Origin of the sequence: Sphingopyxis granuli (assembly GCF_001559015.1) — a bacterium.
Classification (GTDB): Bacteria; Pseudomonadota; Alphaproteobacteria; order Sphingomonadales; family Sphingomonadaceae; genus Sphingopyxis; species Sphingopyxis granuli.
In genome coordinates this window covers 4,003,988-4,029,189 of sequence record NZ_CP012199.1, presented here as the reverse complement: position 1 = coordinate 4,029,189, position 25,202 = coordinate 4,003,988, and the positions used below count along the sequence as shown (strand labels likewise).

27 protein-coding genes are annotated in these 25,202 nt (G+C 67.4%); 11 read left to right on the top strand and 16 right to left on the bottom strand.

The window, feature by feature from the left end:
- Nucleotide 1: 1 nt before the first annotated feature.
- Together SGRAN_RS18485 and SGRAN_RS18480 are read right to left on the bottom strand one after the other, a co-directional pair.
- Nucleotides 2-769, bottom strand: coding sequence for a sulfite exporter TauE/SafE family protein (locus tag SGRAN_RS18485; RefSeq protein ID WP_067186071.1), 768 nt, complete (start codon nt 767-769; stop codon nt 2-4).
- Between the two features lie 127 nt (nt 770-896).
- Nucleotides 897-1,823, bottom strand: coding sequence for a LysR family transcriptional regulator (locus tag SGRAN_RS18480; protein ID WP_067186070.1), 927 nt, complete (start codon nt 1,821-1,823; stop codon nt 897-899).
- 82 nt (nt 1,824-1,905) lie between these two features.
- Here SGRAN_RS18480 and SGRAN_RS18475 point away from each other — a divergent pair, with 82 nt between their 5' ends.
- Nucleotides 1,906-2,244: a hypothetical protein gene (locus SGRAN_RS18475; RefSeq protein ID WP_067106095.1), complete on the top strand. Its 339-nt coding sequence runs from the start codon at nt 1,906-1,908 to the stop codon at nt 2,242-2,244.
- A gap of 72 nt (nt 2,245-2,316) precedes the next feature.
- Here the strand turns inward: SGRAN_RS18475 and SGRAN_RS18470 are convergent, their stop codons facing one another.
- Both SGRAN_RS18470 and SGRAN_RS18465 read right to left on the bottom strand, forming a co-directional pair.
- Nucleotides 2,317-3,189 carry a proline dehydrogenase family protein gene (locus SGRAN_RS18470; protein ID WP_067186068.1) on the bottom strand — a complete coding sequence of 291 codons (873 nt, stop codon included), beginning with the start codon at nt 3,187-3,189 and terminating at the stop codon, nt 2,317-2,319.
- Nucleotides 3,186-4,310: a GNAT family N-acetyltransferase gene (locus tag SGRAN_RS18465; RefSeq protein WP_237233563.1), complete on the bottom strand. Its 1,125-nt coding sequence runs from the start codon at nt 4,308-4,310 to the stop codon at nt 3,186-3,188. The genes SGRAN_RS18470 and SGRAN_RS18465 overlap by 4 nt, the downstream gene beginning before the upstream one ends.
- 149 nt (nt 4,311-4,459) lie before the next feature.
- Here SGRAN_RS18465 and SGRAN_RS18460 point away from each other — a divergent pair, with 149 nt between their 5' ends.
- From SGRAN_RS18460 to SGRAN_RS18450, 3 genes are read left to right on the top strand one after another with little or no spacing between them, the layout of a single operon-like run.
- Nucleotides 4,460-5,710 (top strand): DmpA family aminopeptidase, encoded by a 1,251-nt coding sequence (locus SGRAN_RS18460; RefSeq protein WP_311880090.1) that lies wholly within the window; start codon nt 4,460-4,462, stop codon nt 5,708-5,710.
- Nucleotides 5,707-6,843, top strand: coding sequence for an NAD(P)/FAD-dependent oxidoreductase (locus tag SGRAN_RS18455; protein ID WP_067186065.1), 1,137 nt, complete (start codon nt 5,707-5,709; stop codon nt 6,841-6,843). Before SGRAN_RS18460 ends, SGRAN_RS18455 begins: the two co-directional genes overlap by 4 nt.
- Before the next feature lie 47 nt (nt 6,844-6,890).
- Nucleotides 6,891-7,898, top strand: a complete 1,008-nt coding sequence (locus SGRAN_RS18450) for an isoaspartyl peptidase/L-asparaginase family protein (RefSeq protein WP_082737348.1) — start codon at nt 6,891-6,893, stop codon at nt 7,896-7,898.
- 103 nt (nt 7,899-8,001) lie between these two features.
- Here the strand turns inward: SGRAN_RS18450 and SGRAN_RS18445 are convergent, their stop codons facing one another.
- From SGRAN_RS18445 to SGRAN_RS18435, 3 genes are all read right to left on the bottom strand, one after another.
- On the bottom strand, nt 8,002-8,277 hold the full coding sequence (locus SGRAN_RS18445; RefSeq protein WP_067186063.1) for a hypothetical protein: 276 nt from the start codon (nt 8,275-8,277) through the stop codon (nt 8,002-8,004).
- Nucleotides 8,278-8,458: 181 nt separating this feature from the next.
- Nucleotides 8,459-8,758 carry a CtrA inhibitor SciP gene (gene sciP / locus SGRAN_RS18440; protein WP_067186062.1) on the bottom strand — a complete coding sequence of 100 codons (300 nt, stop codon included), beginning with the start codon at nt 8,756-8,758 and terminating at the stop codon, nt 8,459-8,461.
- Between the two features lie 2 nt (nt 8,759-8,760).
- Entirely contained in the window at nt 8,761-9,144 is a 384-nt protein-coding gene (locus SGRAN_RS18435) for a hypothetical protein (protein WP_067186060.1), read from the bottom strand.
- Nucleotides 9,145-9,288: 144 nt separating this feature from the next.
- Here SGRAN_RS18435 and mnmA point away from each other — a divergent pair, with 144 nt between their 5' ends.
- From mnmA to SGRAN_RS18410, 5 genes are all read left to right on the top strand, one after another.
- A complete protein-coding gene (gene mnmA, locus SGRAN_RS18430) occupies nt 9,289-10,422 on the top strand; it encodes a tRNA 2-thiouridine(34) synthase MnmA (RefSeq protein ID WP_067186058.1) in 1,134 nt (377 codons plus the stop codon).
- A gap of 93 nt (nt 10,423-10,515) precedes the next feature.
- The gene (locus SGRAN_RS18425; RefSeq protein ID WP_067186056.1) at nt 10,516-10,932 is read left to right on the top strand and encodes a hypothetical protein; all 417 of its coding nucleotides are present in this window, start codon (nt 10,516-10,518) and stop codon (nt 10,930-10,932) included.
- Between the two features lie 285 nt (nt 10,933-11,217).
- Entirely contained in the window at nt 11,218-11,913 is a 696-nt protein-coding gene (locus SGRAN_RS18420; RefSeq protein WP_237233562.1) for a DsbA family oxidoreductase, read from the top strand.
- A 58-nt stretch (nt 11,914-11,971) separates the two neighbouring features.
- Nucleotides 11,972-12,283 carry a hypothetical protein gene (locus SGRAN_RS18415; protein ID WP_067186054.1) on the top strand — a complete coding sequence of 104 codons (312 nt, stop codon included), beginning with the start codon at nt 11,972-11,974 and terminating at the stop codon, nt 12,281-12,283.
- Nucleotides 12,284-12,424: 141 nt separating this feature from the next.
- Nucleotides 12,425-12,658: a DUF2171 domain-containing protein gene (locus SGRAN_RS18410; RefSeq protein ID WP_067186052.1), complete on the top strand. Its 234-nt coding sequence runs from the start codon at nt 12,425-12,427 to the stop codon at nt 12,656-12,658.
- Between the two features lie 227 nt (nt 12,659-12,885).
- Here SGRAN_RS18410 and SGRAN_RS22715 read toward each other — a convergent pair whose 3' ends face one another.
- Complete coding sequence (locus tag SGRAN_RS22715) at nt 12,886-13,368, bottom strand: hypothetical protein (protein WP_210434172.1); 483 nt, start codon at nt 13,366-13,368, stop codon at nt 12,886-12,888.
- Nucleotides 13,369-13,657: 289 nt separating this feature from the next.
- On the bottom strand, nt 13,658-13,810 hold the full coding sequence (locus SGRAN_RS22710) for a hypothetical protein (protein WP_172709677.1): 153 nt from the start codon (nt 13,808-13,810) through the stop codon (nt 13,658-13,660).
- 173 nt (nt 13,811-13,983) lie between these two features.
- On the opposite strand from SGRAN_RS22710, the gene SGRAN_RS18400 reads away from it, so the two are divergent.
- Complete coding sequence (locus SGRAN_RS18400) at nt 13,984-14,460, top strand: hypothetical protein (protein ID WP_237233561.1); 477 nt, start codon at nt 13,984-13,986, stop codon at nt 14,458-14,460.
- A gap of 70 nt (nt 14,461-14,530) precedes the next feature.
- Here SGRAN_RS18400 and SGRAN_RS18395 read toward each other — a convergent pair whose 3' ends face one another.
- From SGRAN_RS18395 to SGRAN_RS18370, 6 genes are all read right to left on the bottom strand, one after another.
- Nucleotides 14,531-14,761 (bottom strand): hypothetical protein, encoded by a 231-nt coding sequence (locus SGRAN_RS18395; RefSeq protein WP_067186048.1) that lies wholly within the window; start codon nt 14,759-14,761, stop codon nt 14,531-14,533.
- A gap of 133 nt (nt 14,762-14,894) precedes the next feature.
- On the bottom strand, nt 14,895-15,956 hold the full coding sequence (locus SGRAN_RS18390; RefSeq protein WP_067186047.1) for a ribonucleotide-diphosphate reductase subunit beta: 1,062 nt from the start codon (nt 15,954-15,956) through the stop codon (nt 14,895-14,897).
- Nucleotides 15,957-16,075: 119 nt separating this feature from the next.
- Nucleotides 16,076-16,390 carry a hypothetical protein gene (locus SGRAN_RS18385; protein ID WP_067186045.1) on the bottom strand — a complete coding sequence of 105 codons (315 nt, stop codon included), beginning with the start codon at nt 16,388-16,390 and terminating at the stop codon, nt 16,076-16,078.
- A gap of 102 nt (nt 16,391-16,492) precedes the next feature.
- A complete protein-coding gene (locus SGRAN_RS18380) occupies nt 16,493-18,436 on the bottom strand; it encodes a ribonucleoside-diphosphate reductase subunit alpha (protein WP_067186043.1) in 1,944 nt (647 codons plus the stop codon).
- A 689-nt stretch (nt 18,437-19,125) separates the two neighbouring features.
- Nucleotides 19,126-21,414 (bottom strand): EAL domain-containing protein, encoded by a 2,289-nt coding sequence (locus SGRAN_RS18375; protein WP_067186041.1) that lies wholly within the window; start codon nt 21,412-21,414, stop codon nt 19,126-19,128.
- Nucleotides 21,415-21,495: 81 nt separating this feature from the next.
- The gene (locus tag SGRAN_RS18370) at nt 21,496-23,238 is read right to left on the bottom strand and encodes an acyl-CoA dehydrogenase (protein ID WP_067186039.1); all 1,743 of its coding nucleotides are present in this window, start codon (nt 23,236-23,238) and stop codon (nt 21,496-21,498) included.
- A gap of 77 nt (nt 23,239-23,315) precedes the next feature.
- On the opposite strand from SGRAN_RS18370, the gene SGRAN_RS18365 reads away from it, so the two are divergent.
- The gene (locus tag SGRAN_RS18365; RefSeq protein WP_067186037.1) at nt 23,316-24,248 is read left to right on the top strand and encodes an L-threonylcarbamoyladenylate synthase; all 933 of its coding nucleotides are present in this window, start codon (nt 23,316-23,318) and stop codon (nt 24,246-24,248) included.
- An 18-nt stretch (nt 24,249-24,266) separates the two neighbouring features.
- Here SGRAN_RS18365 and SGRAN_RS18360 read toward each other — a convergent pair whose 3' ends face one another.
- Nucleotides 24,267-25,169 (bottom strand): DMT family transporter, encoded by a 903-nt coding sequence (locus SGRAN_RS18360; protein WP_067186035.1) that lies wholly within the window; start codon nt 25,167-25,169, stop codon nt 24,267-24,269.
- Nucleotides 25,170-25,202 lie beyond the last annotated feature (33 nt).

Below are 25,202 nucleotides of genomic sequence, written 5' to 3'. Positions count from 1 at the left end.
GTCAGATCAGCGCTCGCCACAGGCCGAAGGCGCTGGTCAGCGTCAGGACGACGCCGACGAGGATCAGCATCAGCTTGGGCGAGAAGCGCTTGGCCATGAAGGCGCCCATCGGTGCCGCGATCACCCCGCCGATCAACAGGCCGAGCGTCGCGCCCGCGATGTCGGCGAAGCCGAGGTGCCAGATGAAGGTGGCCGATACCGCAAGGGTCAGGAAGAATTCGACGCTGTTCACCGTGCCGACGACCTTGCGCGGCTCGGCGCCCTGGACGAGCAGGTTCGAGGTGACGACCGGTCCCCAGCCGCCGCCGCCCGCCGCGTCGAGGAAGCCGCCGACGAGACCGAGCGGCGCGATCACCTTGGGCTTGCGGATCTTCGGCGGATACAGGAGGCCGCGGATGAGCAGCCAGACGCCGACCAGGATCAGATAGGTCAGGACGATCGGCTTGACCACCGCGCCGTCGATCGACGACAGTAGATAGGCGCCGGTCACGCCGCCGATGATCCCGGGAACGAGCAGGCGGAAGAATAGCCCCCATTCGATGTTGCGGTGGATCAGGTGGCTGATGCCCGACACGCCGGTCGTGAACACCTCGACGACATGGACGCGCGCCGACGCGGTGGCCGGGGGCACGCCCATCACCGCGACGAGCAGCGTGTTGCAGATGACCCCGAATGCCATGCCGAGCGCGCCGTCGACGAGCTGCGCGGCGAAGCCGATCAGGATGAAGGGCAGGAGCGCCGACGGATCGAGCGCCGAAAGTTCAAGCATGATTTCATCCCAACTATTTTCGTTGAGAAGGTGCTGCCGCGATTCTACGGCGAATGCCAGTACAGTTTTTCTGCTGCCGTTGAAGGGAAGGGTTTCCGCGCCCAGCCGAGACGGCCCCGGTGCGGCATCAGCCGTTCACCTGATCGGGAAGATATTCGCGCACATGGTCGATGAAGGCACGCAGCTTCGGCATCACCTGCTTGCGGCTGGGATAATAGAGGAACAGCCCCGACGTCGAACTCGCATGTTCGGTCAGCACCAGCTCCAGCTCGCCGCTCGCCACCATCGTCTTTGCAACGGGTTCGGCCAGCATTCCCATCGCCACCCCCGCGCGCATCGCGACCATCGCCGCGATCCAGTCGTTGACGATCACCGGCCCCGTCACCGGCACCTCATATTCGCGATTCCCCCTTTCGAAGGTCCATGGCATCAGACCGCCGGTCGCATAGCGAAAGCGGATGCAGCGATGGTCGCGCAAATCCTCCGGCGTTTCGGGGCGCCCATGGCGGTCGAGATAGGCCGGCGCCGCCGCCGCGACGAAGCGGAAGGGACCGGTGAGGCGCACTGCGATCACGTCGGCGTCGAGCGTTTCGCCCATCCGGACGCCCGCATCGAAGCCGCCGGCGCTGAGGTCCGCCAGTCCGTCGTCGGCGTAAATCTCCAGCTCGATGTCGGGATAGGCTTCGCAGAAGCCGGCGATGATCGGCTCGAACAGCGGCTGCACCGCGCCGCGCATCAGGTTGATGCGCAGCCGTCCCGCCGGCCGGTTGCCCAGATTGCGCGCCGCTTCATAGGCGTCGGTCAGCCCCGCATAGGCCGGCGCGGCGCGTTCGAGGAACATTTCGCCCGCCTGGGTCAGGCCGACGCTGCGCGTCGTGCGCATGAAAAGCGGAGCGCCCACCCGCGCTTCCAGCGCCTTAACCGTCTGGCTGATCGCCGAGGGCGAAACACCGAGGTCCGCGGCGGCGGCAGAGAAGCTTCGCCGTTCCGCCACGCGCAGAAAAGCCTCGATCCCGTCGAGCGCCCCCTGAGGGATTGTTAAATCCTGCTTCAAAGCACTTGCAGATTATAGAGGATTATCTATTGGCGCAAGCGCGGCTAAATAAGTTGCACAACGAAACGAAAGGATCTCTCCCATGACCAATCGGCTCTCCTCTTTTAACCGCTTTCCCTCCGCCTTCGCGATCGTCGCGGCTTCGGCGCTTGCCTTCACCGGCCTGATCGCCTCGACCGCGCCGGCGCACGCCCAGCCCCAGAGCGGCGACTATCGCTGCACCGCGCTCGCCGAGCAGGCGCGCGGCGCGGCCGACACCGTCCAGAGCGGCAAGCAGGCCAGCGCGAAGCGCTTCGTCGCCGCAGGCAACAAGCTGTGCGAAGCGGGCAACGAACGCGCCGCCGCCAAGCAGTATCGCACCGCGCTGAAGATCGCGGGCGTGGCCGAAGCGCAGGGCGACAGCCAGGTTGCGTCGCGCTGACATCATCCCAAGCCAGACACCATTCTCCGGTCCGCCCTCTCCCTCTCCCCGGCGGACACAACTGGGGCGGCCCTAATCGGGCTGCCCCATTTTGCTTGAGGACGGATCGCGCAGCCCCAGCATGTCGCGCAGCATCCACAGCGGCAGCCACGGGCGCGCGAGCGCCTTGTCGATCGCATAGGGCCACCAGCCGGGGCCGAACGGGATATAGAGACGCACGGGCACGCCGCGCTGCCGCGCAATAGTGACCGTTCGCGCCCGTGGAAGCCCGCGCAGCTGTTCGAGTTCGACGGGCGTCCCGGCGGCGATCAGCCTGTCGAGCGCCTGCGCGGCGAGCGCCGGCTTATGCGTCGCGATGGCGACCGGCGCAGTGCGGCCGGCGAGTTCCGACACCAGCGCCAGATAGGCCGCATCGGTATCCGCGGGGTCTGCGTCGGGATCGGACCACTCACCCTTGACGACCCGGATGCGCGCCGTCGTGTCGCGAAGGCGTACGGCATCGGCGGAGCTGCGCCGCCAGCGCGCGGGAAGCACGCAGCCGGTCCCCGGAAAGTCGGCGAGCAGCTGCTCGGTTGCCGCAATCGTCGCCTCGGCGTCGGCGGGGCCGTGGGCGTCGAGCATGAGCGGCATTCCTGCGGCCGCGCCCGCGTTGGCGAGCGCGCGCAGGTGCGCGGGACAGAAGCCGAGCGGCGGCGCCTTGATCGACAGATAGGCGCCGGTGCCGATAAGCCGGGCAGCGACGGCGCGGTAGGCGGCGACGATCGTATCCGGGTCGTCGCCGTCGTCCTGGAAATAGCCGACGGTCGCCGCGAACTCCCGCCGCCGCAGCCGCGCGCATAGCGCGGCAGCATCGGCGGGGTCGGGCGTCCGCAACCATCGTGCCGCGCGGCGCGGCAGCGCGTAACGCTGGTCGCGCAGCCAACGCCAGGCGGCCGACTCCTTCACCGCGCGGCTCTACCCAGTCGATGCCGCAGCCAGAACAGGCCGTCGGCAAGCAGCGCGACAAGGCCGGGCGGGGTGAAGGGATAGGTTCGCACGCGGACGCAATCGCGTTGCTCCTGCGTCCAGAAACGTGTGATCCACGCCTCGGTCTCGCCGAGCAGTTCATAGCTTTCGAGCCCCTGCTCGGCCGCCCAGCGCAGCGTGTGCAGCATCAGCAGGGTTCCGGGCGAGCATTTGCCGAAACGGTCGTCATGCCCGATCTTGAACAGCCAGTATTGCCCCGCCCAGAGCAGCGCCAGCTGCATCGCCACCGCCTCCCCGCCGATGCGCATGAATGAAAGCCGAAAGGTGCCGCGCGCCGCGGCCGAACGGAAGAAGCGGCGAAAGAAGGTCTCGCGCCGCCGGTCGACCGCCAGCGCGCTGCCGGCCTCGCGCTTCCAGCTTCGCAGCTCGACACCGATCGCTTCGTCGAACAGCGCGTCGAAGTCCGCCGGGCCCGGGGCCAGCGTCTCGAACGTCACGGGGCCGATCGCTTCGGCGCGCCGCGCCGCGCGCCGAAAATCGGACCGGCGGCCGGCGTTGAACCGGCTTTCGGGATCGCGCCACGATTCGCCGAGCGCTATCATCGGGCATGGCATGGCGGGGCGGACCGATACCCAGCCGCGGCCCCGCATCGCCCGCCGTAGCGCGGGTACGAGGGGCGAGTCCCGGGAAATGCGGTCGAGCGATAGCGGATGGTGCACCTCACGGATCGCGGCGGCGATCGGATCGGCCGCCGTCGGGTCGGCACAGAGCAGGTCGCCGGGCTCGAACAATTCGATAGCGCCGGCCATCCGCCAGCGGGCGAAATAGCGCCGGTCCCGGCACAGCGGCAGCAGCGCGGTGATCGCGATGCCGCTGCGGACACCCAGCAGCTTTTGATGCTGGCGGGACAGGAGCGGAGCGAGCGCCGCAGCGAAATCGCGCGTCTGCGTCGGCCAGTTTCCGCGGGGTTCGAGCCGTTCCCATTCCGCCGCCAGCCGGTCCGCATCCATCTCGCGGACGAGGTCGATCGCGCGCGCCGGCCGGAGCCGCGCGGGGCGCGCATTTCCGCTTCCCATCCTGTCGAAACGCGCGTGTCGCAAGCGATGCCCCCCTTCCGCGCGGATACGACCGAAAAGCTAATAAATCTCTGCGATCCTCCGCGCCGAGGGACCAGCGGTCCGCAATCCCTTTTGCCAATGGGACCGCGGACGTATAGGCAGAATTTCCTGTCCCGCCGCGGAGCCGATCCTTGCGTCCATCTTCCGTTTCCCGCAGCCTTTCCGCTTTCGTCGGTCTTGGGCTGCTTTGCGCAGCCTTCGGGGATCTGGGTCGATCGTGGGCGCATGACGCGGAAAAGCCGGCTCCCGCGGCCGCGGAGCGCGTTCGGGCGCGCGACATAGGCATCGCGCCCGGCCTGTTCGCGCCGGGGCCGCTCAATGCCATTACCGACGTAGGCGACATTCGCGTCGGACAGGTGACACGGATCGAGGGCGCCGACGTCCGCACGGGCGTGACCGCCATCCTGCCGCACGGTGGCAATCTGTTTCAGGACAAGGTGCCGGCGGGCGTCGTCGTCGCGAACGGCTTCGGGAAATTCGCGGGCACGACGCAGGTCGCCGAACTGGGGGAGGTCGAGACGCCGATCGTCCTCACCAACACGCTGAACGTCGCGCAGGCGATCGACGGCATCGTCGACTGGACGCTGCGCCAGCCGGGGAATGAATCGGTGCGGTCGGTCAACGCCGTGGCGGGCGAAACCAACGACGGCCATCTCAACGCTATCCGCAAGCGGGCGATCACCCGCGCCGACGTCGTCGCGGCGATCGAAGGCGCGCGGTCGGGGCCGGTCGCCGAAGGCAGCGTCGGCGCGGGCACCGGTACCATGGCGTTCGGCTGGAAGGGTGGGATCGGAACGAGCTCGCGGGTCCTGCCGCCGGCGCTGGGCGGCTATCGCGTCGGCGTCCTCGTCCAGACCAACTATGGCGGCACGCTGGTCATGGACGGCCTGCCGGTCGGCCGGGCGCTGGGGCGCTATTATCTGAAGGACCATGGCGAGCGGACGGCGGCGGACGGCTCGATCATCCTGGTCGTCGCGACCGACGCGCCGCTCGGCGACCGCAACCTGACCCGTCTCGCGCATCGCGCGATCGCCGGGCTGGCGCGAACCGGATCGGCCTTTTCCAACGGCTCGGGCGATTATGCCATCGCCTTCTCGACCGCCGCCGAGGTGCGCCGTACGCCCGCGCGCCGCGCCCGGGTCGCGGCCTATCCCGAATTGTCCAACGATGCCGTCTCGCCGCTGTTCGTCGCCGCTGCCGAAGCCGCCGAAGAGGCGATCTACAATTCGCTGCTGATGGCGACGACGATCGAGCGGCAGGCAACCGCGGAGGCGCCGGCGGCGCGCGGCGAGGCGCTCGACATCGCGGCGGTCAGGGCGCTGGTCGCGCGCCACCGCCCGCCGACGAACAACCCGCATGAAACGAAAAGGAGCAGCCGTTGAAGCGCGTCGAGATCGTGGTGATCGGGGGCGGGATCGCGGGCGTATCCGCCGCCGCGCTGTTCGCAAGGCATGCGCCGACCGTGCTGCTCGAGCGGGAAAGCGCGCTCGGCTATCATTCGTCGGGACGCAGCGCGACCTTCTATCATTTCGGGATCGGCGACGATGTGGTGCGCGGTCTGACCGCGGCCAGCCGCTTCTTCTTCGCCGATCCGCCGCCCGGCTATTCGGACGTGCCGCTGTGGCAGGAAAAGGCGGCGCTGTTCATCGCCACGCCGCAGCACATGGATGAGCTGGTCGCGCTCGAAACGGAGATGCGCCGCTTCACGGACAGCATCGCCCGGGTCGGCCCGGACGAGATGCAGGCGATCGTGCCGGTCCTGAAGGTCGGAGGCGAGGGCGCGGTGGCGGGTGTCCTCGATACCGGCGGGCGAAAGCTTGACGCCGACCTGCTGCTCCAGGCCAATGCGCGCGCGCTACGCGCGGCGGGGAGTGAGATCCGCTTCAACGCCGGCGTGACGGGGATCGCGCACGACGGCACCGAGTGGATCGTCGACACCGCCGAAGGAAGCTATGCCGCGAAGACGGTGGTCAATGCGGCGGGCGCCTGGGCCGACGAACTCGCGGTGCTCGCGGGGGTCCGGCCGCTCGGCCTGACGCCGCTGCGGCGCACGATCATCGGGTTCGACCCGCCTGAAGGCATCCCGATCGCGGACTGGCCTTTCCTCAAGACGGTTCAGGACGACGGCTTCTACATGTTGCCCGACGCCGGGCGCCTGCTCGTGTCGCCGATGGACGTCACGCCGTCGCCGCCGTGCGACGTCCAGCCCGAAGATTATGAGATGGCGCTCGCCGCCTGGCGCATCGAAGAGGCGACAACGCTGTCGGTAGGCCGGATCGCGCTCAAATGGGCCGGACTTCGCAGTTTCGTCGCCGACAAGGTGCCGACGGCGGGTTTCGCCCCCGACGCACCCGGCTTCTTCTGGCTGGCGGGGCAGGGCGGCTACGGCCTCCAGACGTCGCCGGCGATGGCGATGGCGGCGGAGGCGCTGCTGTTCGGCCTGCCGTGGCCGGGGCTGCTTTCGGAGCATGGCGTCGAGCCGCATCATATCCGTCCCGACCGGCTGTTCGCCTGACGGCGCGCCCGGTCCGAAGATCGTCCACCGCAACAGGGGAGTCCCGCATGCGTTTTCTGTTCCTTCTCGGCGCTCTTTCCCTCGTCGCCGCGCCGGCCGCCGGGGCTCAGTCGCCATCGCAGGCCTCGGCCCCGCCGGGCTGGACCATCCTGATCCACGGCGGTGCCGGCACGATCGAACGCGATCGCCTGACGCCCGAACAGGACAAGGAGATTCGCGCTGCGCTCGATCGGGCAATCGATGCGGGAAGTGCGGTGCTCGCGGCCAAGGGCAGTTCGCTCGACGCGGTCGAGGCGGCGATCAAGGTGCTCGAGGACGATCCGCATTTCAACGCGGGCCGCGGCGCGGTCTTCACCTGGGAGGGGCGCAACGAACTCGACGCCGCGATCATGGATGGCCGCACCCGGGCGGCGGGCGCGGTGACGGGCGTGACGCGGACGCGCCATCCGGTCAGCCTGGCGCGCGCCGTGATGGAAAAGAGCCCGCATGTCTTCCTGAGCGGCGCCGGAGCCGACGGCTTCGCGGTCGAGCAGGGCCTGCAGCAGGTCGATCCGGAATGGTTCGCGACGCCCGAGCGCCGCCGGCAGCTCGAACGGATGAAGGCGAAGCAGCTCGGTTCCTATGACGTCGATCGCAAATATGGCACCGTGGGCGCCGTCGCCGTCGACGTCGAGGGGCATGTCGCCGCGGCGACGTCCACCGGCGGTCTCACCGGCAAGCGCTGGGGCCGCATCGGCGACACGCCGGTGATCGGCGCAGGCACCTACGCCGACGATCGCGCCTGCGCGGTGTCGGCGACCGGCGCAGGGGAATATTTCATCCGCGTCGGTGCGGCGCACGAAATCTGCGCGCGCATCCGGATGAAGGGTGAGACGCCCAGGCAGGCGGCCGACGCGGTCATGGCCGAACTGGAGGCGCTGGGCGGCACCGGCGGCGTGATCATCACCGGGCCCGGCGGCACCGCCGACTGGTCGTTCAACACGCCGGGCATGTATCGCGGCAAGGCGACCAGCGCCGGCGAGCGCAAGGTTGCGATCTACAAGGACGAAGACTGAGCGGTTTCGGCCGGGCGATCTTCTCTGCGATCATGCTCATGACAAAGGGCGCCGGAGACCAAGCCTCCGGCGCCCTTGTTTTGCCTCGGGCGAGACGTTCGCGTTATTTCTTCTCGTCGACGGGCGGCACGGTCGCCGGGGGAGGCGCGACGGTTCCGTTGTCGATCGCGTCGGCCTTGGCCTCGCCGGCCTCTTCGACCGCGTCGGCCTTCGCCTCGGTGGCTTCCTTGGCGGGGCCTTCGGGCATGGCGTCGGCCTGGGCGTCGATGGCGTCCGCCTGGGCTTCGGCCTGATCCTCGACCTTGTCGGCCTGCGGGCTCTGGCAAGCGCCCAGCGCGAGGGCCGACGCGGCGGCGAGGGTGATCACAATCTTGCGCATATCGAGTTCTCTCCAAGTTTGACTCGGGGGCTTAACGCGGGATGAACGCATCGGTTGCAGGAAAATCGTCAAATATCGGAAGCAAGGCGATTCTTTCTTGATCCCGCCGCCGCTGGGGCGGGGTGCGGGGCAAAAAGAAGGCGCCCGAAGGCGCCCCCCTTTCGTCCAGCGATGCCCGCGGTCAGAAGCGTTGCTGGCGCTCGTAGAGGTCGCGGTAATGCTGGATGCGCGTGACGCGCAGGCCGGGCATGCCGCTCCGGTCGATCGAGCGCTGCCAGCCGGCGAATTCCTCGAGGCTCAGGCTATAGCGCTCGCACGCTTCGTCGACCGTCAGCAGCCCGCCGTTGACCGCGGCGACGACCTCGGCCTTGCGTCGGACGACCCAGCGCGTGGTGTTCGGCGGCGGCAGCGTGTCCAGCGTCAGCGGTTCCCCGAGGGGGCCGATGACCTGGGCCGGGCGGATTTTCTGATTCTCGATCATGCTCATTCCATAATGTCTGCAACGGGGGGGATCGGTTCAACCGACATTCGCGGGTCTAGAAAGGCGGGGCTCAACATCGGCTGAAACCCTCTGGTAAACGGACCGTTCACGGTTTCGGTCAAATCCTGCGTTTCGGGCGACAGGTCGAAGAAGCGCGCGGGTCGCGCCGCCATGCCCTGCATGGCGCCGTGCCTGCCCCCCAACAGGTCGCGGACGGCGCCCACCCGCACCGCATGCGCTTCGCCGTGCGTGCGCTCGCGCATCATCCGCACCGTCGGCAACGCCGCCTGCCGCGCGCTCGACACCGCCAGCAATATGTCGAAGCCGGGCTTCGACAGGCGGGCCGCACCGGCGAAGGGCGGAAGATCGGACGGCACAAGGTTCATGCCACCCGTCTAGCGGCAACCGCCTAAGGCCGCGTAAATGCTCATTTCAGGGCTTGTTAGCGAAGCTTAACCTCCGTCAATATTTTGACGGACACCCCGGAAATACTGGCATCTCGCCGCTATCGTCCCTAGATGGCGGCCATCATGGCAGCCCTGCTCACCCCCGACCGACTCGGCGATTTCCAGCTCGCCGAACCGCTGAAGGCCCGGCGAATCGTCGTCGCCATGTCGGGCGGCGTCGATTCGAGCGTGGTCGCGGCGCTCGCCGCGCGCTCGGGCGCCGAGGTGATCGGGGTGACGCTCCAGCTTTACGAGCATGGCGCGAAGGCGAAGCGCGTCGGTGCCTGCTGCGCAGGTCAGGACATCCGCGACGCGCGCGCCGTTGCCGACCGGCTGGGTTTCGCGCATCATGTCTACGACCATGAAAGCCGCTTTCGTGACACGGTGATCGACCAGTTCGCCGACGAATATCTCGCCGGGCGCACCCCGATCCCCTGCGTGCGCTGCAACATGGGAGTCAAGTTCACCGACCTGTTCCAGCTCGCGCACGATCTGGGCGCCGATTGTCTGGCGACCGGCCATTACGTGCGGCGCGTGATGGGCCCCGCCGGCGCGGAACTGCACCGCGCGCTCGATCCGGCGCGCGACCAGAGCTATTTCCTCTTCGCGACGACGCAGGAGCAGCTCGATTTCCTGCGCTTCCCGCTCGGCGGGCTCGAAAAGAGCGCGGTGCGCGAGATCGCGCGCGAACTCGGCCTCGGCGTCGCGGCCAAGCCCGACAGCCAGGACATCTGTTTTGTCCCCGACGGCGACTATGCGGGACTCGTGCGCAAGCTGCGGCCTGAAGCCGATGACCGGGGAGAGATCGTCCATGTCGACGGCACCCTGCTCGGCGCGCACAAGGGCCTGATCCACTACACGGTCGGCCAGCGCCGCGGGATCGACATCGGCGGGCAGGCCGAGCCGCTTTATGTCGTGCGGCTGGAGGCGGAGACGAAGCGCGTCGTCGTGGGCCCGCGGCGGGCGCTCGCGGTATCGGGCGCGCGGCTCGGCGAGGCGAACTGGCTCGCCGATGTCGAAGGGCGCGATGTGCTGGCGAAGGTCCGCAGCATGGCGAAGCCGGTGCCGGCGCGCATGGTGGGCGACCGGCTGTTGTTCGCGGCGCCCGAATATGGCGTCGCGCCGGGGCAGGCGGCGGTGTTCTATGACGCCGGCGATGCGAGCCGGGTGCTTGGCGGCGGGTGGATCGAGGAAAGCTTCGCGGCCGACGCCGCCTGATCCGAGGCGCGGCGCGCCCCTCGCGGCGTGCAAGGATGGGATTGCACTTTTCCCGGCGATGCCGCAGCCTGCGGCCAGCAAGGGAGAAGAGCGATGATCAACTGGGTATTGCGCGGCGCGGTCCTGCTCTGGGCGCTGCTGTTCGCCATATTGGGCGTGCGGGGCGTGCTCGATCCCGCCACCTATGTCGAACAGTTCGGCATCGGCATCGATGGCGCCGCCGCGAACACGGTGCGCGCCGACATGTCGGCCTTTTTCCTGGTCGCGGCCGGCGGGGCGGCGGTCGGGGCGCTCGTGCCCGGCTGGCTTCGCGCGTTGCTGGTCCCGGCGGCGCTCTATGGCACCGCGCTTCTCGGCCGCCTGATCGGCGCTGCGAGCGGCGATGTGGTCAACGGCGGCATCGTCCAGGCGATGATCATCGAGGCGCTGTCCACGGCGCTGATGATCGGGGCCTGGTGGACCCTGTCGCGCTCAGCCCTGGCGGACGGCGCCGTCTCGCAGGGCGGCTGATCCGGGCCTTCGATACTCCGCCGATTGTCTTTTCGCCGATAATGTGAATAATGTTTCGCGGGTCGCAGCAGCTTTTCCCTTTTCGTGCGGGAAAGGAAGACCATGTCGCGAGATCAGGACAAGAGGGACCGGGCGGATCGGCGCTCGGGTGACCGGCGGGTAGCGGACGACCCGAATTACAAAGGGCCGGAGCGACGCAGCGGTGACGATCGCCGTTCGGGCAAGGATCGCCGTTCGCCTTCCTGAATCCGGTCAACACGCACGGCGGTGCGCAGGAGGACAATCGTGACCGACACGGCAATCCCGCGCCTCGACGTCGACATCGTGTCCGACGTGATGTGCCCCTGGTGCATCATCGGCTGGCTCCGTTTCGAGCAGGCGATGGCGCATTTCGCGGGGCGGCTGGCCTTTCGCGTCCGCTGGCACCCGTTCGAGCTCAACCCCGACATGCCGCCCGAGGGCGAGGACGCGGCGAGCCACGTGATGCGCAAATATGGCATCAGCGCCGAACAAAGCCGCGCGAGCAGCGAAAGGCTCGCCGGCGTGGCCGCCGAACTGGGCTTCGTCTTCAATCGCGGGCCCGCGTTCCGCATGCGCAACAGCTTCGACGCCCACCGGCTGCTCGCCTGGGCGGCTGCATGCGAAGCGGTCGAACCGGTGGGGGCGGCGACCGGCGTGCAGACTGCGCTGAAGCTCGCGCTCTTCCGCGCCCATTTCACCGACAATCGCGACGTCGGCGATCCGCAGGTGCTGGTCGATGTTGCGGCATCGGCGGGCCTCGATCCCGCGCGCGCCGCCACGATCCTCGCGAGCGATGCCTATGCCGAGGAGGTCCGCGCCGAAGAGGCGTATTGGGCCGATAACAATATCACCGGCGTGCCGGCCTTTATTCTCGGCGGCCGGATGCTGATTCCCGGCGCGCAGGATCCCGAGGTCTTCGTCCGCATCATCGAGAACAAGCTGCTGACGGCGGCCGCCTGACGGAACGGCCGCGGCGCCTCGGGCGTTTCCCGGTCATCCCCCAGCGATGGAGCCGGTCATGGTCGACGAACCCCGCAACGACAAGAATGAAGCGCCCGAGGCGCGAAACCGCGAACAGCAGGACGAGGAGGCGCAGGCCCAGACTGTCGCCGAGGCCGCGCGCCGCGCTCGCCCGCTCGAAGACAGCCGGAAGACGAAGGCGCGCGACGAACGTGACGATGCCGAGGATCTGGTCGACCATATGCGCCAGATGGAGCGATCGGGCCGGATCGACATGGACGCCTATCGCGGCGAGCGCAGCGACGATGACGAAGAGGCCGAACTGGGGCCGGGCGGTATCGAAGACGACGAACCGCGCGGCGCGCCCTGACAGACCCCATCCTGTCGCGAGGCGCTGCGCGACCGCAGCTTTCGGGCGGTTCGTCGGAGCGGGCGGAGCCGAAGCGGGCCTTGCGCGTATGACCTCCATCGTCGCCGCGGAACGGACGGCGGCGCGGCAAGGAGACAGACCATGGCCGATCACGACCATAGCGCGATCAAGGAACATATGCATGTCATCGGCGCCGACGGCGTCCATATCGGTACCGTCTATCATCTCGACGGCGAGCGGATCAAGCTGACCCGCGCCGACAGCGGCGACGGCCGGCATCATTATCTGCCGGCGGGTCTCGTCGCTTCGGTCGATGGCGACACGGTTCGCCTGTCGGCGAACGCCGCGAACGCGGTCGACCTGTTCGAGGAATGATCGGATAACCAGAGGGCCGGGGGTGCAATCCGGCACCCCGGTACCGAAACTGGCCCGTCCCGACGCCCCGGGGCGGGCCATTTCCTTTTGGCAAAAGCCGAGATTAGCCCCTTCCCGTTCGGGCGATCGATTGCGCATGAAAAAACGGAGCCAGACACGCGGGCCGGCTCCGTTCGATACGCGCCCGGTCGCCACGCGGATCGCGGCGGCCGGGCTTTTACTTGGCCTCAGCGCGTCGTTGCGTCGGCGTTCGTCTCGCCCTCGGCGCTGCCGCGCGCCTCGAGGCCGGCCTTCGGCAGCTTAGTCACCAGCGTGCCCGCCGCGCCGTCAGCCTGCCGGTAGAGCGAGGAAAGCGGCACATTGTAAAGCTTGCCGCCATCGACCACCACCGCATTGTCGCCATCGATGCTTTGCACCGTGCCGATGCTCTTGCCCTTGGTGTCGGTGATCTGAACGCCGGCGCGCACCTCTTCACGCGTCGCGAGCGTCAGCTTAGTCGCATCGGCGGTTCTGTTCACCGTGCCGTCGACGCGGTCGACCGTGTCGCCGACCGGCTGCGTCACCCGGTCGACCGTGTTGCCGACCGTCGCGCCCGGATCGACCTGCGCGCCGAGCGTGCCGCCAACGGCGCCGCCGACATCGAGCTGAGCGAACGCGGGGACCGCAAGCAGCGCGGTGCCCGCGGCGAATATCATCATCGTCTTGCGCATCATCATTCTCCATCGGATAGGGGAGTCCGCGAGGGGACGGATGCGGGTAAAACGAAGGATCGGCGGCGCTGTTGCATGGCGCCAAGTCGCGCCGACTGCCTGATCAGACGCGGCCGTTGGAAATTACCTATTTCTTACACACGCTTATGCTGAATCCGGAAGGATGGCGAAAAGCGCCGAGACGCCGCGAGGTTGCGACGAACGCGGCCGGCGGCAGCGGAATGGTCGTTGCAGACCATCGGCTTTCCGATTCGCTCTTGCAGCGGGCTTCCGACTTCGGCGCGAGGCGTCAGTGACGGGATGCGGGCCGCGTCGCGATGAGCCGGTTCAACGTGGCGATGCGCCGGCGCGCCGCGGTCCAGTCGCGCTCGGGATGCGCCTGAATCTGATAGAGGAGCGCGCGGACCTCCTTGCGGCGATCGCCTTCGGTCACGACCTGCATGGCATTTCTCCTTTTCCGGATCAGCGTACCATGTGCGCGCCGAGTCGGGCAAAGCGGTCGCCCGCAACCCGTCGTGGCGGGAGAGCGGAGCGGCGTGGCGGGGCGGGACGCGCGGGCTGGCGCGGTGCGGCGGCGATGCTATGGACCGGGCGATGACGCACCGGGGTTCGAGGATGATCGTGATCGGCCGATTGAGGGCGAAGCCGCTGCTGGCGGGGCAATTGCTGTGCGCGCTGGCGGCGGCTGGCCTGATCGCGCGGCAGGCACGTGGCGCGAACGTGACGGAGGTCGCGCTGAACTTGCTGTTCGGCAATCTGGTGGTGACCGCGGCCCTTGCGGCGGCGATCTTCGGCTTCGTCGGCTTCTTCCGCGCGTGGCGCCGCCGCGATGCCTGGATCGTCCATGACGGCGCGCAGCTCTATCGCGGCACCGACGCCGCGTGGCCGCTCGCGCTGATCCGCGACGTGGTGATCGAACGCAACGACCTCGGCATCGCGTCGCTCCGGCTGGTCGTCGACGACGACAGCGAGGTGACGCGCGAACTGGTCAAGCTCTACCTGCTCGAAGACTCGCCCGAGGCGGTGCGCGGCGGAGTGATGTTCGCGGTGGGCCGCATGCGGAGCCCCGGCGGTTCGGTGTCGGTGCATTGATGCCGGGCATTCGGGGGCGATTCCCCGTTGCAGGATCGTCCGGGAACCCGGAGCGACCGGAATAACCGCCTTAAACCGAAAATCCGCCCTTGTTCCGCCGGTTGGAGTTCGCCGCCAGCACCTTCTTGCCCGTCGGGGTCAGCGCCCATCTGACGCCCTGCTGCGCGACGAGGCCCAGCGCGACGAGCTCGTCGCGGATGGGATCGGCGGCGAGTTGGGGGCGGCGGTTGGAGAGACCCTCGAGCGTCGCGCGCTGGGGCTGGCTGAGGATCAGGAGTTTGAGTTTCTTCTTTTCGGTCATTCCGTCGTCTCTGACTTCTCGTTCCTAAGCGTCCGGGGCGGACACCGGATGCCCGCCCCGCTACTGTGATCGATGGGACGGAGCCCATAAGTCTCGCCGTCCCTCCCCGCAAGCAGGAGGGGGTGAGGAAGGGTTATTCCGCCGCGATGCCCGCCTTGGCGAACATGTCCTCGCCGTCGGCTTCGGCTTCGTCGACCGGCGCGTCGTCGTTCGCCTTCGCCTTCTTGCGGTTGTCGAAGCTGTCCCACACGCTGTTCCAGTCGCCGCGCGTCGCCGCCTTCGAATATTCGGTGGCGCGGGTTTCGAAGAAGTTGGCGTGCTCGACGCCGTTGAGCAGCGGCGCGAGCCAGGGGAGGGGGTGCTCCTCGATCATGTAGATCGGCTGGAAACCGAGCTGCCCGAGGCGCCAGTCGGCGATGTAGCGGATATAGCGCTTGATCTCCTTGGGCGTCATGCCGGGGACCGGTCCCTGCTCGAACGCCAGGTCGATGAACGCATCCTCGAGCCGCACCGTCTTCTGGCAGCAGTCGATGATGTCCTCCTTCACCGCCTTGGTCAGGCAGTCGCGTTCCTTGGCGAAGGCGTGGAACAGGCGCGTGATGCCTTCGCAATGCAGGCTCTCGTCGCGGATCGACCAGCTGATGATCTGACCCATTCCCTTCATCTTGTTGAAGCGCGGGAAGTTCATCAGCATCGCGAAGCTGGCGAAGAGCTGAAGCCCCTCGGTGAAGCCGCCGAACATCGCGAGCGTACGCGCGATGTCCTCGTCATTGTCGACGCCGAAGGTGCCCATATAGTCGTGCTTGGCGCGCATCTCCTCATATTCGAGGAACATGCCATATTCGCTTTCGGGCATGCCGACTGTGTCGAGCAGGTGCGAATAGGCCGCGATATGGACCGTTTCCATATTGCTGAACGCGGTCAGCATCATCTTGATCTCGGTCGGCTTGAACACGCGGCCGTATTTTTCGTGGTAGCAGTCCTGCACCTCGATGTCGGCCTGGGTGAAGAAGCGGAAGATCTGCGTCAGCAGATTGCGTTCGTGGTCGCTGATCTTCTGCGCCCAGTCGCGGCAATCCTCGCCCAGCGGCACTTCCTCCGGCACCCAATGAATCTGCTGCTGGCGCTTCCAGAAATCATAGGCCCAGGGATATTCGAAGGGCTTATAGGTCTTGCGGGCTTCGAGAAGAGGCATGGTTCGTTTCTTTCGTCAGGCAATGGCAGCGGCAGGGCGGACAAGGGCAGATGCCGGACGGCCCGGCGGGCGTCCGGCATGATAGAAGGGGGTACGCGGGCCCGGTGCCCGTGCCGGCGTCAGCCGGCGGGCGGGATATAGGGCGCGCCGAGCGTCGCGCGGCCGTCGATCGCGTCGATCTCCTGACGCTCCCCGCTCAGGAACAGCATCAGGAAGGCGCCGAATCCGCCGAGAACGAACAGGACGATCGCGATCCACACCGCGCGCGCCGATGCCGTCACGCCGCGCGGTGCCGGGCCGGGTTCCAGATCGTTGGTCCGCTTGGCGAACAGGCGCGCCACGCCGCGCGCGTTGATGATGAGCCAGATCATCGCGACGAAGCTGACCAGCGTGAACAGCGCCGTCAGGATCGGGTAGTGGATGATGTCGCTCATCGCCATGCTCCGCTTCAGCCCGCCTCGCGTCGGAATAACGCGCGAGGGCTGCGGAGGATGCGTGGCGGCGCTTGCCGCGGGACAGGGATGCGCGTGCGCGCATCACTGGCACGCCAGGCATTCGTCGTAATCGGTGCTTTCGGCCGTGAGTTCGTATTTGGGCGCTTCGGCCGTGTTATCGGCCTCGACACCGCCCGCGAAGCCCGCGCGCTGCACCGACTTGGACCGCAGATAATAGAGCGACTTGATACCGAGTTCCCACGCGCGATAGTGGAGCATCAGCAGGTCCCACTTCTCGACGTCCGCCGGGATGAACAGGTTCAGCGACGCCGCCTGGTCGATATAGGGCGTGCGGTCGGCGGCGAGTTCGAGCAGCCAGCGCTGGTCGATCTCGAAGCTCGTTTTGAACGCGTCCTTCTCGTCCTGCGTCAGGAAGTCGAGGTGCTGGACGCTGCCGCCCTTTTCGAGGATTGAATTCCACACCGCGTCGCTGTTCTTCGCCTTGTCGACGAGCAGCGATTCGAGGTGCGGGTTCTTGACCACGAAGCTGCCTGACAGCGTCTTGTGGGTGTAGATGTTCGCCGGGATCGGCTCGATGCACGCGCTGGTGCCGCCGCAGATGATGCTGATCGACGCGGTCGGCGCGATCGCCATCTTGCAGCTGAAACGCTCCATCACGCCCTGGTCCGCGGCGTCGGGGCAGGGGCCGCGCTCCTTGGCGAGCAGCATCGACGCCTGGTCGACCTGCGCGCGGATATGCTTGAAGATGCGCAGATTCCACGATTTCGCCATCGCGCCCTCGAAGGGCAGGCCGCGCGCTTGGAGGAAGCTGTGGAAGCCCATGACGCCGAGGCCGACCGAGCGTTCGCGGCTCGCGCTGTATTTGGCGCGCGCCATTTCGTCGGGCGCGCGGTCGATATAGTCGCTGAGGACATTGTCGAGGAAACGCATCACGTCCTCGATGAACGGCTTGTCGCCGCTCCACTCGTCCCAGGTTTCGAGGTTGAGCGACGAGAGGCAGCAGACCGCGGTGCGGTCGTTGCCCAGATGGTCGCGGCCCGTCGGCAGCGTGATTTCCGAGCAGAGGTTCGAGGTCGAGACCTTCAGCCCCAGGTCGCGGTGATGCTTGGGCATCATGCGGTTCACCTGGTCGATGAAGATGATGTAGGGCTCGCCGGTCGCGAGCCGCGTCTCGACCAGCTTCTGGAACAGCCCGCGCGCGTCGACGGTGCCGCGGACGCTCTGGTCCTTGGGGCTGCGCAGATTGAACTCGACGCCGTCGCGCACCGCTTCCATGAACTCGTCGGTCAGGAGGACGCCGTGGTGGAGGTTGAGCGCCTTGCGGTTGAAGTCGCCCGACGGCTTGCGCACCTCGAGGAACTCCTCGATCTCGGGATGCGAGATGTCGAGGTAGCAGGCGGCCGAACCGCGGCGCAGGCTGCCCTGGCTGATCGCGAGGGTCAGCGAGTCCATCACGCGCACGAAGGGGATGATGCCGCTGGTCTTGCCGTTGAGGCCGACGGGTTCGCCGATGCCGCGGACATTGCCCCAATAGGTGCCGATGCCGCCGCCGCGGCTGGCCAGCCAGACATTCTCGTTCCAGGTGCCGACGATACCCTCGAGGCTGTCGTCGACCGAGTTCAGATAGCAGGAGATGGGCAGGCCGCGGCCGGTGCCGCCGTTCGAGAGCACCGGGGTCGCAGGCATGAACCAGAGGCGCGAGATATAGTCGTAGAGGCGCTGGGCGTGGTCGGCATCGTCGGCATAGGCGCATGCGACTCGCGCGAACAGGTCCTGATAGGATTCGCCGGGCAGCAGATAGCGGTCCTGCAGCGTCTCCTTGCCGAAATCGGTGAGCAGCGCGTCGCGGCTGGAATCGGTCGTGACCTCGAATCGGCGCGCGTGCACTTTCGGTTCGCCTGAATCGCCCTGCCCGACGACCGGCGAATCAGTCTTCGATTCGGCCGCACCGGGCGCATCGTTTCTCGTCAGTTCCACCGTCGCCACGTCGTTCATCTCCACCCGTTCGGTCTCGCGAAAATCCATCCTGCTTCACCCCGTTTGCATGGCGCGCGACGGCGCCTTCGTTCTTGTCTTGTTCGACTCGGGGCGAAGCCCCAGCCTAGCATCTTTCGGCGCGTCGGGTGGGACATATTTGGCGCACCACGCCCTTTTCCCGCCCCTCTGCACGAAGAGCGACGGAAATCCGCCATTTGCAGCCAGATACAATTTCTTGGGGCCCCCCGACGGATCACCCACCACCTATAGTGCCACTTCGGCGCAGGGATGCAAGAGAGTAAATGCCCGATTACCGACTCGATTCGTCGCTGATTTGATTCGGTTCATCGCTCGCGCCCGCTCCGCGATGCGCGCCGGTCACGCTATTCCGCGGGTTCGACGCTTTCAGATGCGTGGCCGTCAACGGCCGTGTCACGGCAGGGAGCGGGATGGGGGCAGCGGGGCCCGGGCGCGGATGGAAATGGCTCCATCCCGAATCGCCATTCGCCCAAAAAGAAAAGGCCCCGGCGATGCCGAGGCCCTTCCTGCAATTTTTTCAAGGCTTAGGCGTGCGCGCCGCCAATGACGCTGCCGGAGCCGCCAAGCCAACCCCAAAACCAACCCATGATCAATCTCCTGTCGGCACTGCCCCACGAAAAGAACAGTTAACCGCGCGTATACCTTAATTTTTAAGGTAAATCGAGTCTTAACCAATGGGATTGCCGCCAGATTGGCAGCTATGCGATGCGGCTGTGGGAAGTGGGGAAGATCGACGCGACCAGATCGGAAAACAACTGCGGTTTTCCAAGATGATAGCCCTGTCCGACGTCGCAGCCGAGTTGATGGAGCAACGCCATCGTCGGGGCGTCCTCAATCCCTTCGGCGACCGCGACGGCGCCCAGACGATGCGCCAGATCGATGGTCGATTTGACGATTTCGAAGTTGCGCTGCGAATCGCGCATCGTCATCACGAATCGCTTGTCGATCTTGATCTCGTCGGCTTCGATCTCGGTCAGATATTCGAGGTTGGACTGGCCGGTGCCATAATCGTCGATCGACAGGCGGATGCCGGCACGACGAAGCTGCGCCAGCGTCTGGCGCGCCTGCCGGCTGTTCTCGATCTGCGCGGTTTCGGTGATCTCGATCGTCAGCAATTCGGGCGGCAGATGATGCGCCGTGAGCATCACGCGGATCGTGCCGACGAGGTCGTCATGGTCGAGCAACGCCGCCGACAGGTTCACCGACATGTTGGCGTGGAGACCGCGGGCATGCAGCTGGGCCGCCGACCGGATCGCCTGGTCCATGACGAACAGCGTCAGGCGATAGATGTCCTGGCTCTTCTCGGCCTGGACGATGAACTCGTCGGGCGGGATGGGGCCGCGGGTCGGATGCGTCCAGCGCACCAGCGCCTCCACGCCGACCAGCTGGCCGGTCGCGATGCCATATTGCGGCTGAAAGGCGACCCATATGTCGCCGCCGGTCAGCGCGTCCTCGAGCTGCGAATGGAAACTCAATTGCCAGCCGGCGTCCTCCTGCTGGCGCGGCATATGTTTGGTCCACAGCGTGCGGGTGCGAACCGCGTGATCGGCGGCGACCAGCGCCGCGGCCAGCCGCTGCGCGTTCGATCCCTCGAACTCGTCGTTGACGCCGAAGGCGATCGCGACGTCGATGCGCGCGCCGCCGATCGTCAGCGGGGCGTTGAACAGCGCGGCGAGACCCGCGAGCTGCGCCTCGATCTGGCTATGCTGATAAAATGGGACGAGCCAGGCGAAGTTGCCGTCGGGGTCGTGGTGCAGCGCCGTCGACTGCGACGCGAGCTGCAGGCGGCGCGCGACCTGCTCGACGAGCTGCTGGCTGCCTTCACCGGGCAGGAAGGCGACGAGATCGCCGAAATTGACCAGTTTTGCCGCAATCACGGTGTGACTTCCGAACGGCGCCTGCGATCGCAGCGCCTCGAAATTGGGCAGCCCCGATACGGGATTTTCATGGAGCGCCGATTCGCGGCGGCGGCGGCGCGAGACATTGGCGCCAAGCACTCCGATCAGAACCAGCGCGGCGCCGATCGAACCGGTGACGAGCATCGTCGTCAGCCAGACCTTGACGATGATCAGCACGAGGATCGTGCCCAGCGCTATCGCATTGAACCATCGGCCGCGGCGAACGGCTACGGCGCCCAGTGTCGTGAGTAAGGCAAGCGCGAACGCGGGCATCCAGCCTATGTCGGCCGGATCGCCTCGCTTCAACGTCTCGGCGCCAATCAAATGGATAAAGGCTCCCGGGACGAGGTTATGTCCCGGCAAGAAGTGCGAATCCTGATAAGAGGAGGCTGCGGGGGCAAAGATGACATCTTTGCCCGCCAGCTCGCGCCGTCCGACCTTGCCCGACAGCAGGTCGATAGCCGAGTAGGTGTGAATGGAGTCGGTCCGATAAGAATAGTCGATCGCAAAATCCTCGATCGGGAACGACCTTTGTGCGAGCAGCGCGGAAAAACTGGGAACCGCCTTTCCCTCGACGGAGACGGCGGTTGCAATGCGCCAGATTTGCCAGAAATCGTAATCCAGCCGAATGCTGGCATGCTGCGCCGCGGGACCGAAAGCGGGACTGGGCAGAAACGAGCGCTGCGGATCATCGGGTGTTGCCGAACCGGGGGCCATTCCCAGCACGACGCGATCGCCCATGCGCTTTACGGCCGCGACGAGTCGAGGAAAGTCGCTGTCTGCTTCGCGCCGATTGTAGAGAAAGTCGATGAACAGCCGACGCGCGCCGGCGGCATTGACCGCGTCGACGACCTGCGCATGCTGCGTCAGTGAAAAGCTGGATTTGGGGGAATTGTCGAGCGTTCGCTCGTCGATCGCGACGACCACGATATCGCCCGACACCGGCCGCCAGGCGAACCGGCCGATGGCCGCTTCGACCAGCCGGTCGAGCGGCACCGCGGCCGCCGACAGGCCGACGAGCACGCTCAACAGCAGCGACAGGCCGATGGACCGCCAACTGATGATCAGACTTCTGACCGGATTGGGCACGCACGTCTCCAGCGATTGCCCGCCGTGCTTAGGACGCGATGGTTATCATCGCGTTAATCATGTGCCCGACCCCGGCGAAAATCAGCCGATCCGCGGTAGCGTGGGAAGCGCGGCGTCGCCTGCGAGCGCGGCGGCGGCCAGACCGGTCGCGGCGGGCACGATCTGCTGAAGATAGAAACGCGTCGAGGCGATCTTGGATCCCAGAAAGGCGGCATCGCCGTCGTCCGCTTCGAGCGCCGCTTTCGCCGCCCGATGCTCGATCGCCATCAGCCAGCCGCAGGTCGCTGTCGCGAGCATGGTCAGATAGGGATAGCTGCCCGCAAGCCGGTCGGGCATGCTCGCCTGTTCGAGCCAGTCGGTGACCGCGCCGCACGCTTCGGCAAGCTGCGTCAGTTCGGGGAAATCGACGCCGCCGTGTGCGATGTCGGCGATCAGCGAGCGCACGCCCTCGCCACCGGCAAGGCCGAGCTTGCGTCCGACGAGGTCGGCGGCCTGGATGCCGTTGGTGCCTTCATAGATCGGTGCGATGCGCGCGTCGCGGTAATGCTGTGCGGCGCCGGTCTCCTCGATGAAACCCATGCCGCCGTGGACCTGCACGCCGAGGCTCGCGACCTCGCAGCCGATGTCGGTCGCATGCGCCTTCGCCAGCGGGATCAGGACGTCGGCGCGCAACGCCGCGGCGGCGTCGCCCAGCTTGCCGAAATCGGTCTGCGCCGACGCATAATAGATGAGCGCGCGCGCCGCCTCGGTCTGTGCGCGCATCCGCCACAGCATGCGCTTGACGTCGGGATGATGCTCGATCGTCACCGGGGTCCGGTCGGGCGAACCCGCGAGCGCCGACTGGACGCGCTCGGCGGCATAGCGCTGTGCCTGCTGCAGCGCGCGTTCGGCGATCTGAACGCCCTGACAGCCGACCATCAGGCGGGCGTTGTTCATCATCACGAACATCGCGCGCATGCCGCCCATCTCTTCGCCGACGATCTCGCCGAGGCAATCCTCCTCCTCGCCATAGATCATCACCGCGGTCGGCGAGCCGTGGATGCCGAGCTTGTGTTCGATCGATGCGCAGCGCACGCCGTTCGAAATCGTCGGCCGCCCCTCGGCGTCAAGCCGGTATTTGGGGACGAGGAACAGCGAGATGCCGCGCGTCCCCTCGGGCGCGCCCGGCGTGCGCGCGAGGACGAGGTGGACGATATTGTCGGTGAGGTCGTGCTCGCCGAAGGTGATGAAGATCTTCTGCCCCCTGATCCGGTAGAGGCCGGCATGTTCGCCCTCGGTCACCTTCTCGGCGGTCGAGCGCAGCGCGCCGACGTCGCTGCCCGCGCTCGGCTCGGTCAGGTTCATCGTGCCGTTCCACTCGCCGGTGACGAGCTTCGGGAGCCAGGTCTGGCGCTGTTCCTCGGTGCCATAGGCCATCAGCGCGTGGATCGCGCCGGGAGTCAGGATGTTGCACAGGGTGAAGCCCATGTCGGCGCTGCCCAGCGCCTCGATCACCACGGTCGCGAGGGTGAAGGGCAGGTCCTGCCCGCCATAGGCGGCGGGGCCGTCGAGGCTGCCCCAGCCCGCCTCGACGAACTGCCGATAGGCTTCCTTGAAACCCGGCGGCATGGTGACCTTGCCGTCTTCCCAGCGGGGATTGTTCACGTCGCCGACGCGGTTGAGCGGCGCGTAAACCTCTGCCGCAAAGTCGCCGATGCCGGTGACGATCGCCTCGACCATGTCGGGGGTTGCGGCGGCGAAGCGCTCGTGCTGCGCCATCGCGTCGATGCGGGCGATATGGTCGAGGACGAATAGCTGTTCGGTGGTCGGCGCGGTATAGGTCATGAAGCGTCCCGTTTTAGGGGGTGATTCCGTTGCAGCCGGCGCTATAGCGCGGCATGGCCGATGGTCCAATCGAGAGTATGGCAACCGAAGTCCGCGCCTTCGACGCCGACACGGTCGCGCGCGCCGCGGCGCTCGTCGCGCAGGGGCTTCCGGTCGCGGTGCCGACCGAAACGGTCTACGGCCTCGCCGCCGATGCACGGAACGCCGATGCGGTCGCGCGCATCTATGCCGCGAAGGGGCGGCCTGACTTCAACCCGCTGATCGTCCATGTGCCCGATCTGACGGCGGCCGAGGCGCTGGGGGTGTTCGGCACGGCCGAGCGCACCCTCGCGGTGCGCTTCTGGCCGGGGCCGCTGACGCTGGTGGTGCCGCGCACGCGCGACTGCCCGGTTGCGCGCATCGCGACGGCGGGGCTCGACACGATCGCGCTGCGCGTGCCGGCGCACCGCGCGATGCGGGCGCTGCTTGCCGCCAGCCGCGCGCCGCTCGCCGCGCCGAGCGCCAACGCCAGCGGCCGGGTGAGCCCGACGAGGGCGGCGCATGTGCTGACGAGCCTCGACGGACGGATCGCGCTGGTGATCGACGACGGCGCGACGACGGCCGGGGTCGAATCGACGATCGCGCGGGTCGTGGACGGCGCGGTCGAGGTGCTGCGACCGGGGCCGGTGACGGCGGCGATGCTCGGCGCAGCCAGCGGCCTCCCCGTTCGCGGACGCAAGGGGGCCGACGTCGTTGCCCCCGGAATGCTCGCGAGTCATTATGCGCCGGGCAAGCCGGTGCGGCTGGGCGCGGCTTCCTTTGCACCCGACGAGTTCGGTATCGGCTTCGGTACCCTGCGCGGCGACTATTGCCTGAGCGAAACGGGCGACGCGACCGAGGCGGCGGCGCATCTGTTCGACGCGCTGCATGCGGGAGCGGCGAGCGTAAAGCCGCGGATCGCGGTCGCCGCGATTCCCGCCGATGGGCTGGGCGCGGCAATCAACGACCGGCTCGCGCGCGCGGCGGTGTGAATTTGCGCGAAATATTGCCTAAGCCGCCGCCGGCTCGATCGGGTCTCTGCGCGGGGTCTTGCGCGTGACGATCAGGCAGGCGGCGACGATCAGCAGCGCGCCGGCGATCGTCGGCAGCGTCACCGGCTCGGCATAGAAAAACCAGCCGAACAGCATCGCCCACAGGAAGCCGGTATATTCGGTGGTCGCCAGGATCTGCGCCTCGGCACGCGCATAGGCCCAGCTCAGCAGCAGCAGCGACAGGATGGCGAGCAGCGCGGCGCCGACGATCGGCGCAGCGTAGGCGGCGGCGGGAATCGCCGCGAACCACGGCGCCGCAAGCGACAGGAACAGCGCGACGAACAAATTCTGGTAGAAGGCGATCTCCGCCGGCCCCGCCATCTTCGCCTGCCGCCGCGCGAGGATGAGGTTGTAGGCGTAGCAGACCGCCGAAAGGAACACCGCGCCGACCGCCCACAGCGCCTGCGTGTCGTGCCCGCCGCCGCGCAGCTTGCCCGCGACGATCACCAGCACCCCCGCGAACCCCAGCAGCGACGCGGCGATCGAGCGTCGCCCGATCCGCTCGCCGAGGAAGATCGCGGCCATGTAGAGCGCGAGCAGCGGCGCGACAAAGGCGAGCGCGATCGCCTCGGCCATCGGCAGCCGCGCGAGCGCCCAGAAGAAGCCGAGCGCCATGCCGGTGACGAACAACGAGCGCCAGGCGTGGATTCGCATCGTCGCGGCATCGGGGCGCGCCGGCCGCGCCGCGAAATAGACGAGACCGCTCAGCACGCTTCCCGCCATCGTGCGCCACAACACCGCATTATAGGCGCCGATGCCGATCGACAGCCCCTTCATCAGCACGTCCATCGACGAATAGGTCGCGATCCCCGCGCAGGCGACGAGGAAGGGAACGAGCGGCGAGGGCGAGTCGGGGCGCATGACGGGGCTTCGGCGCGATGAGATGACCGCCGC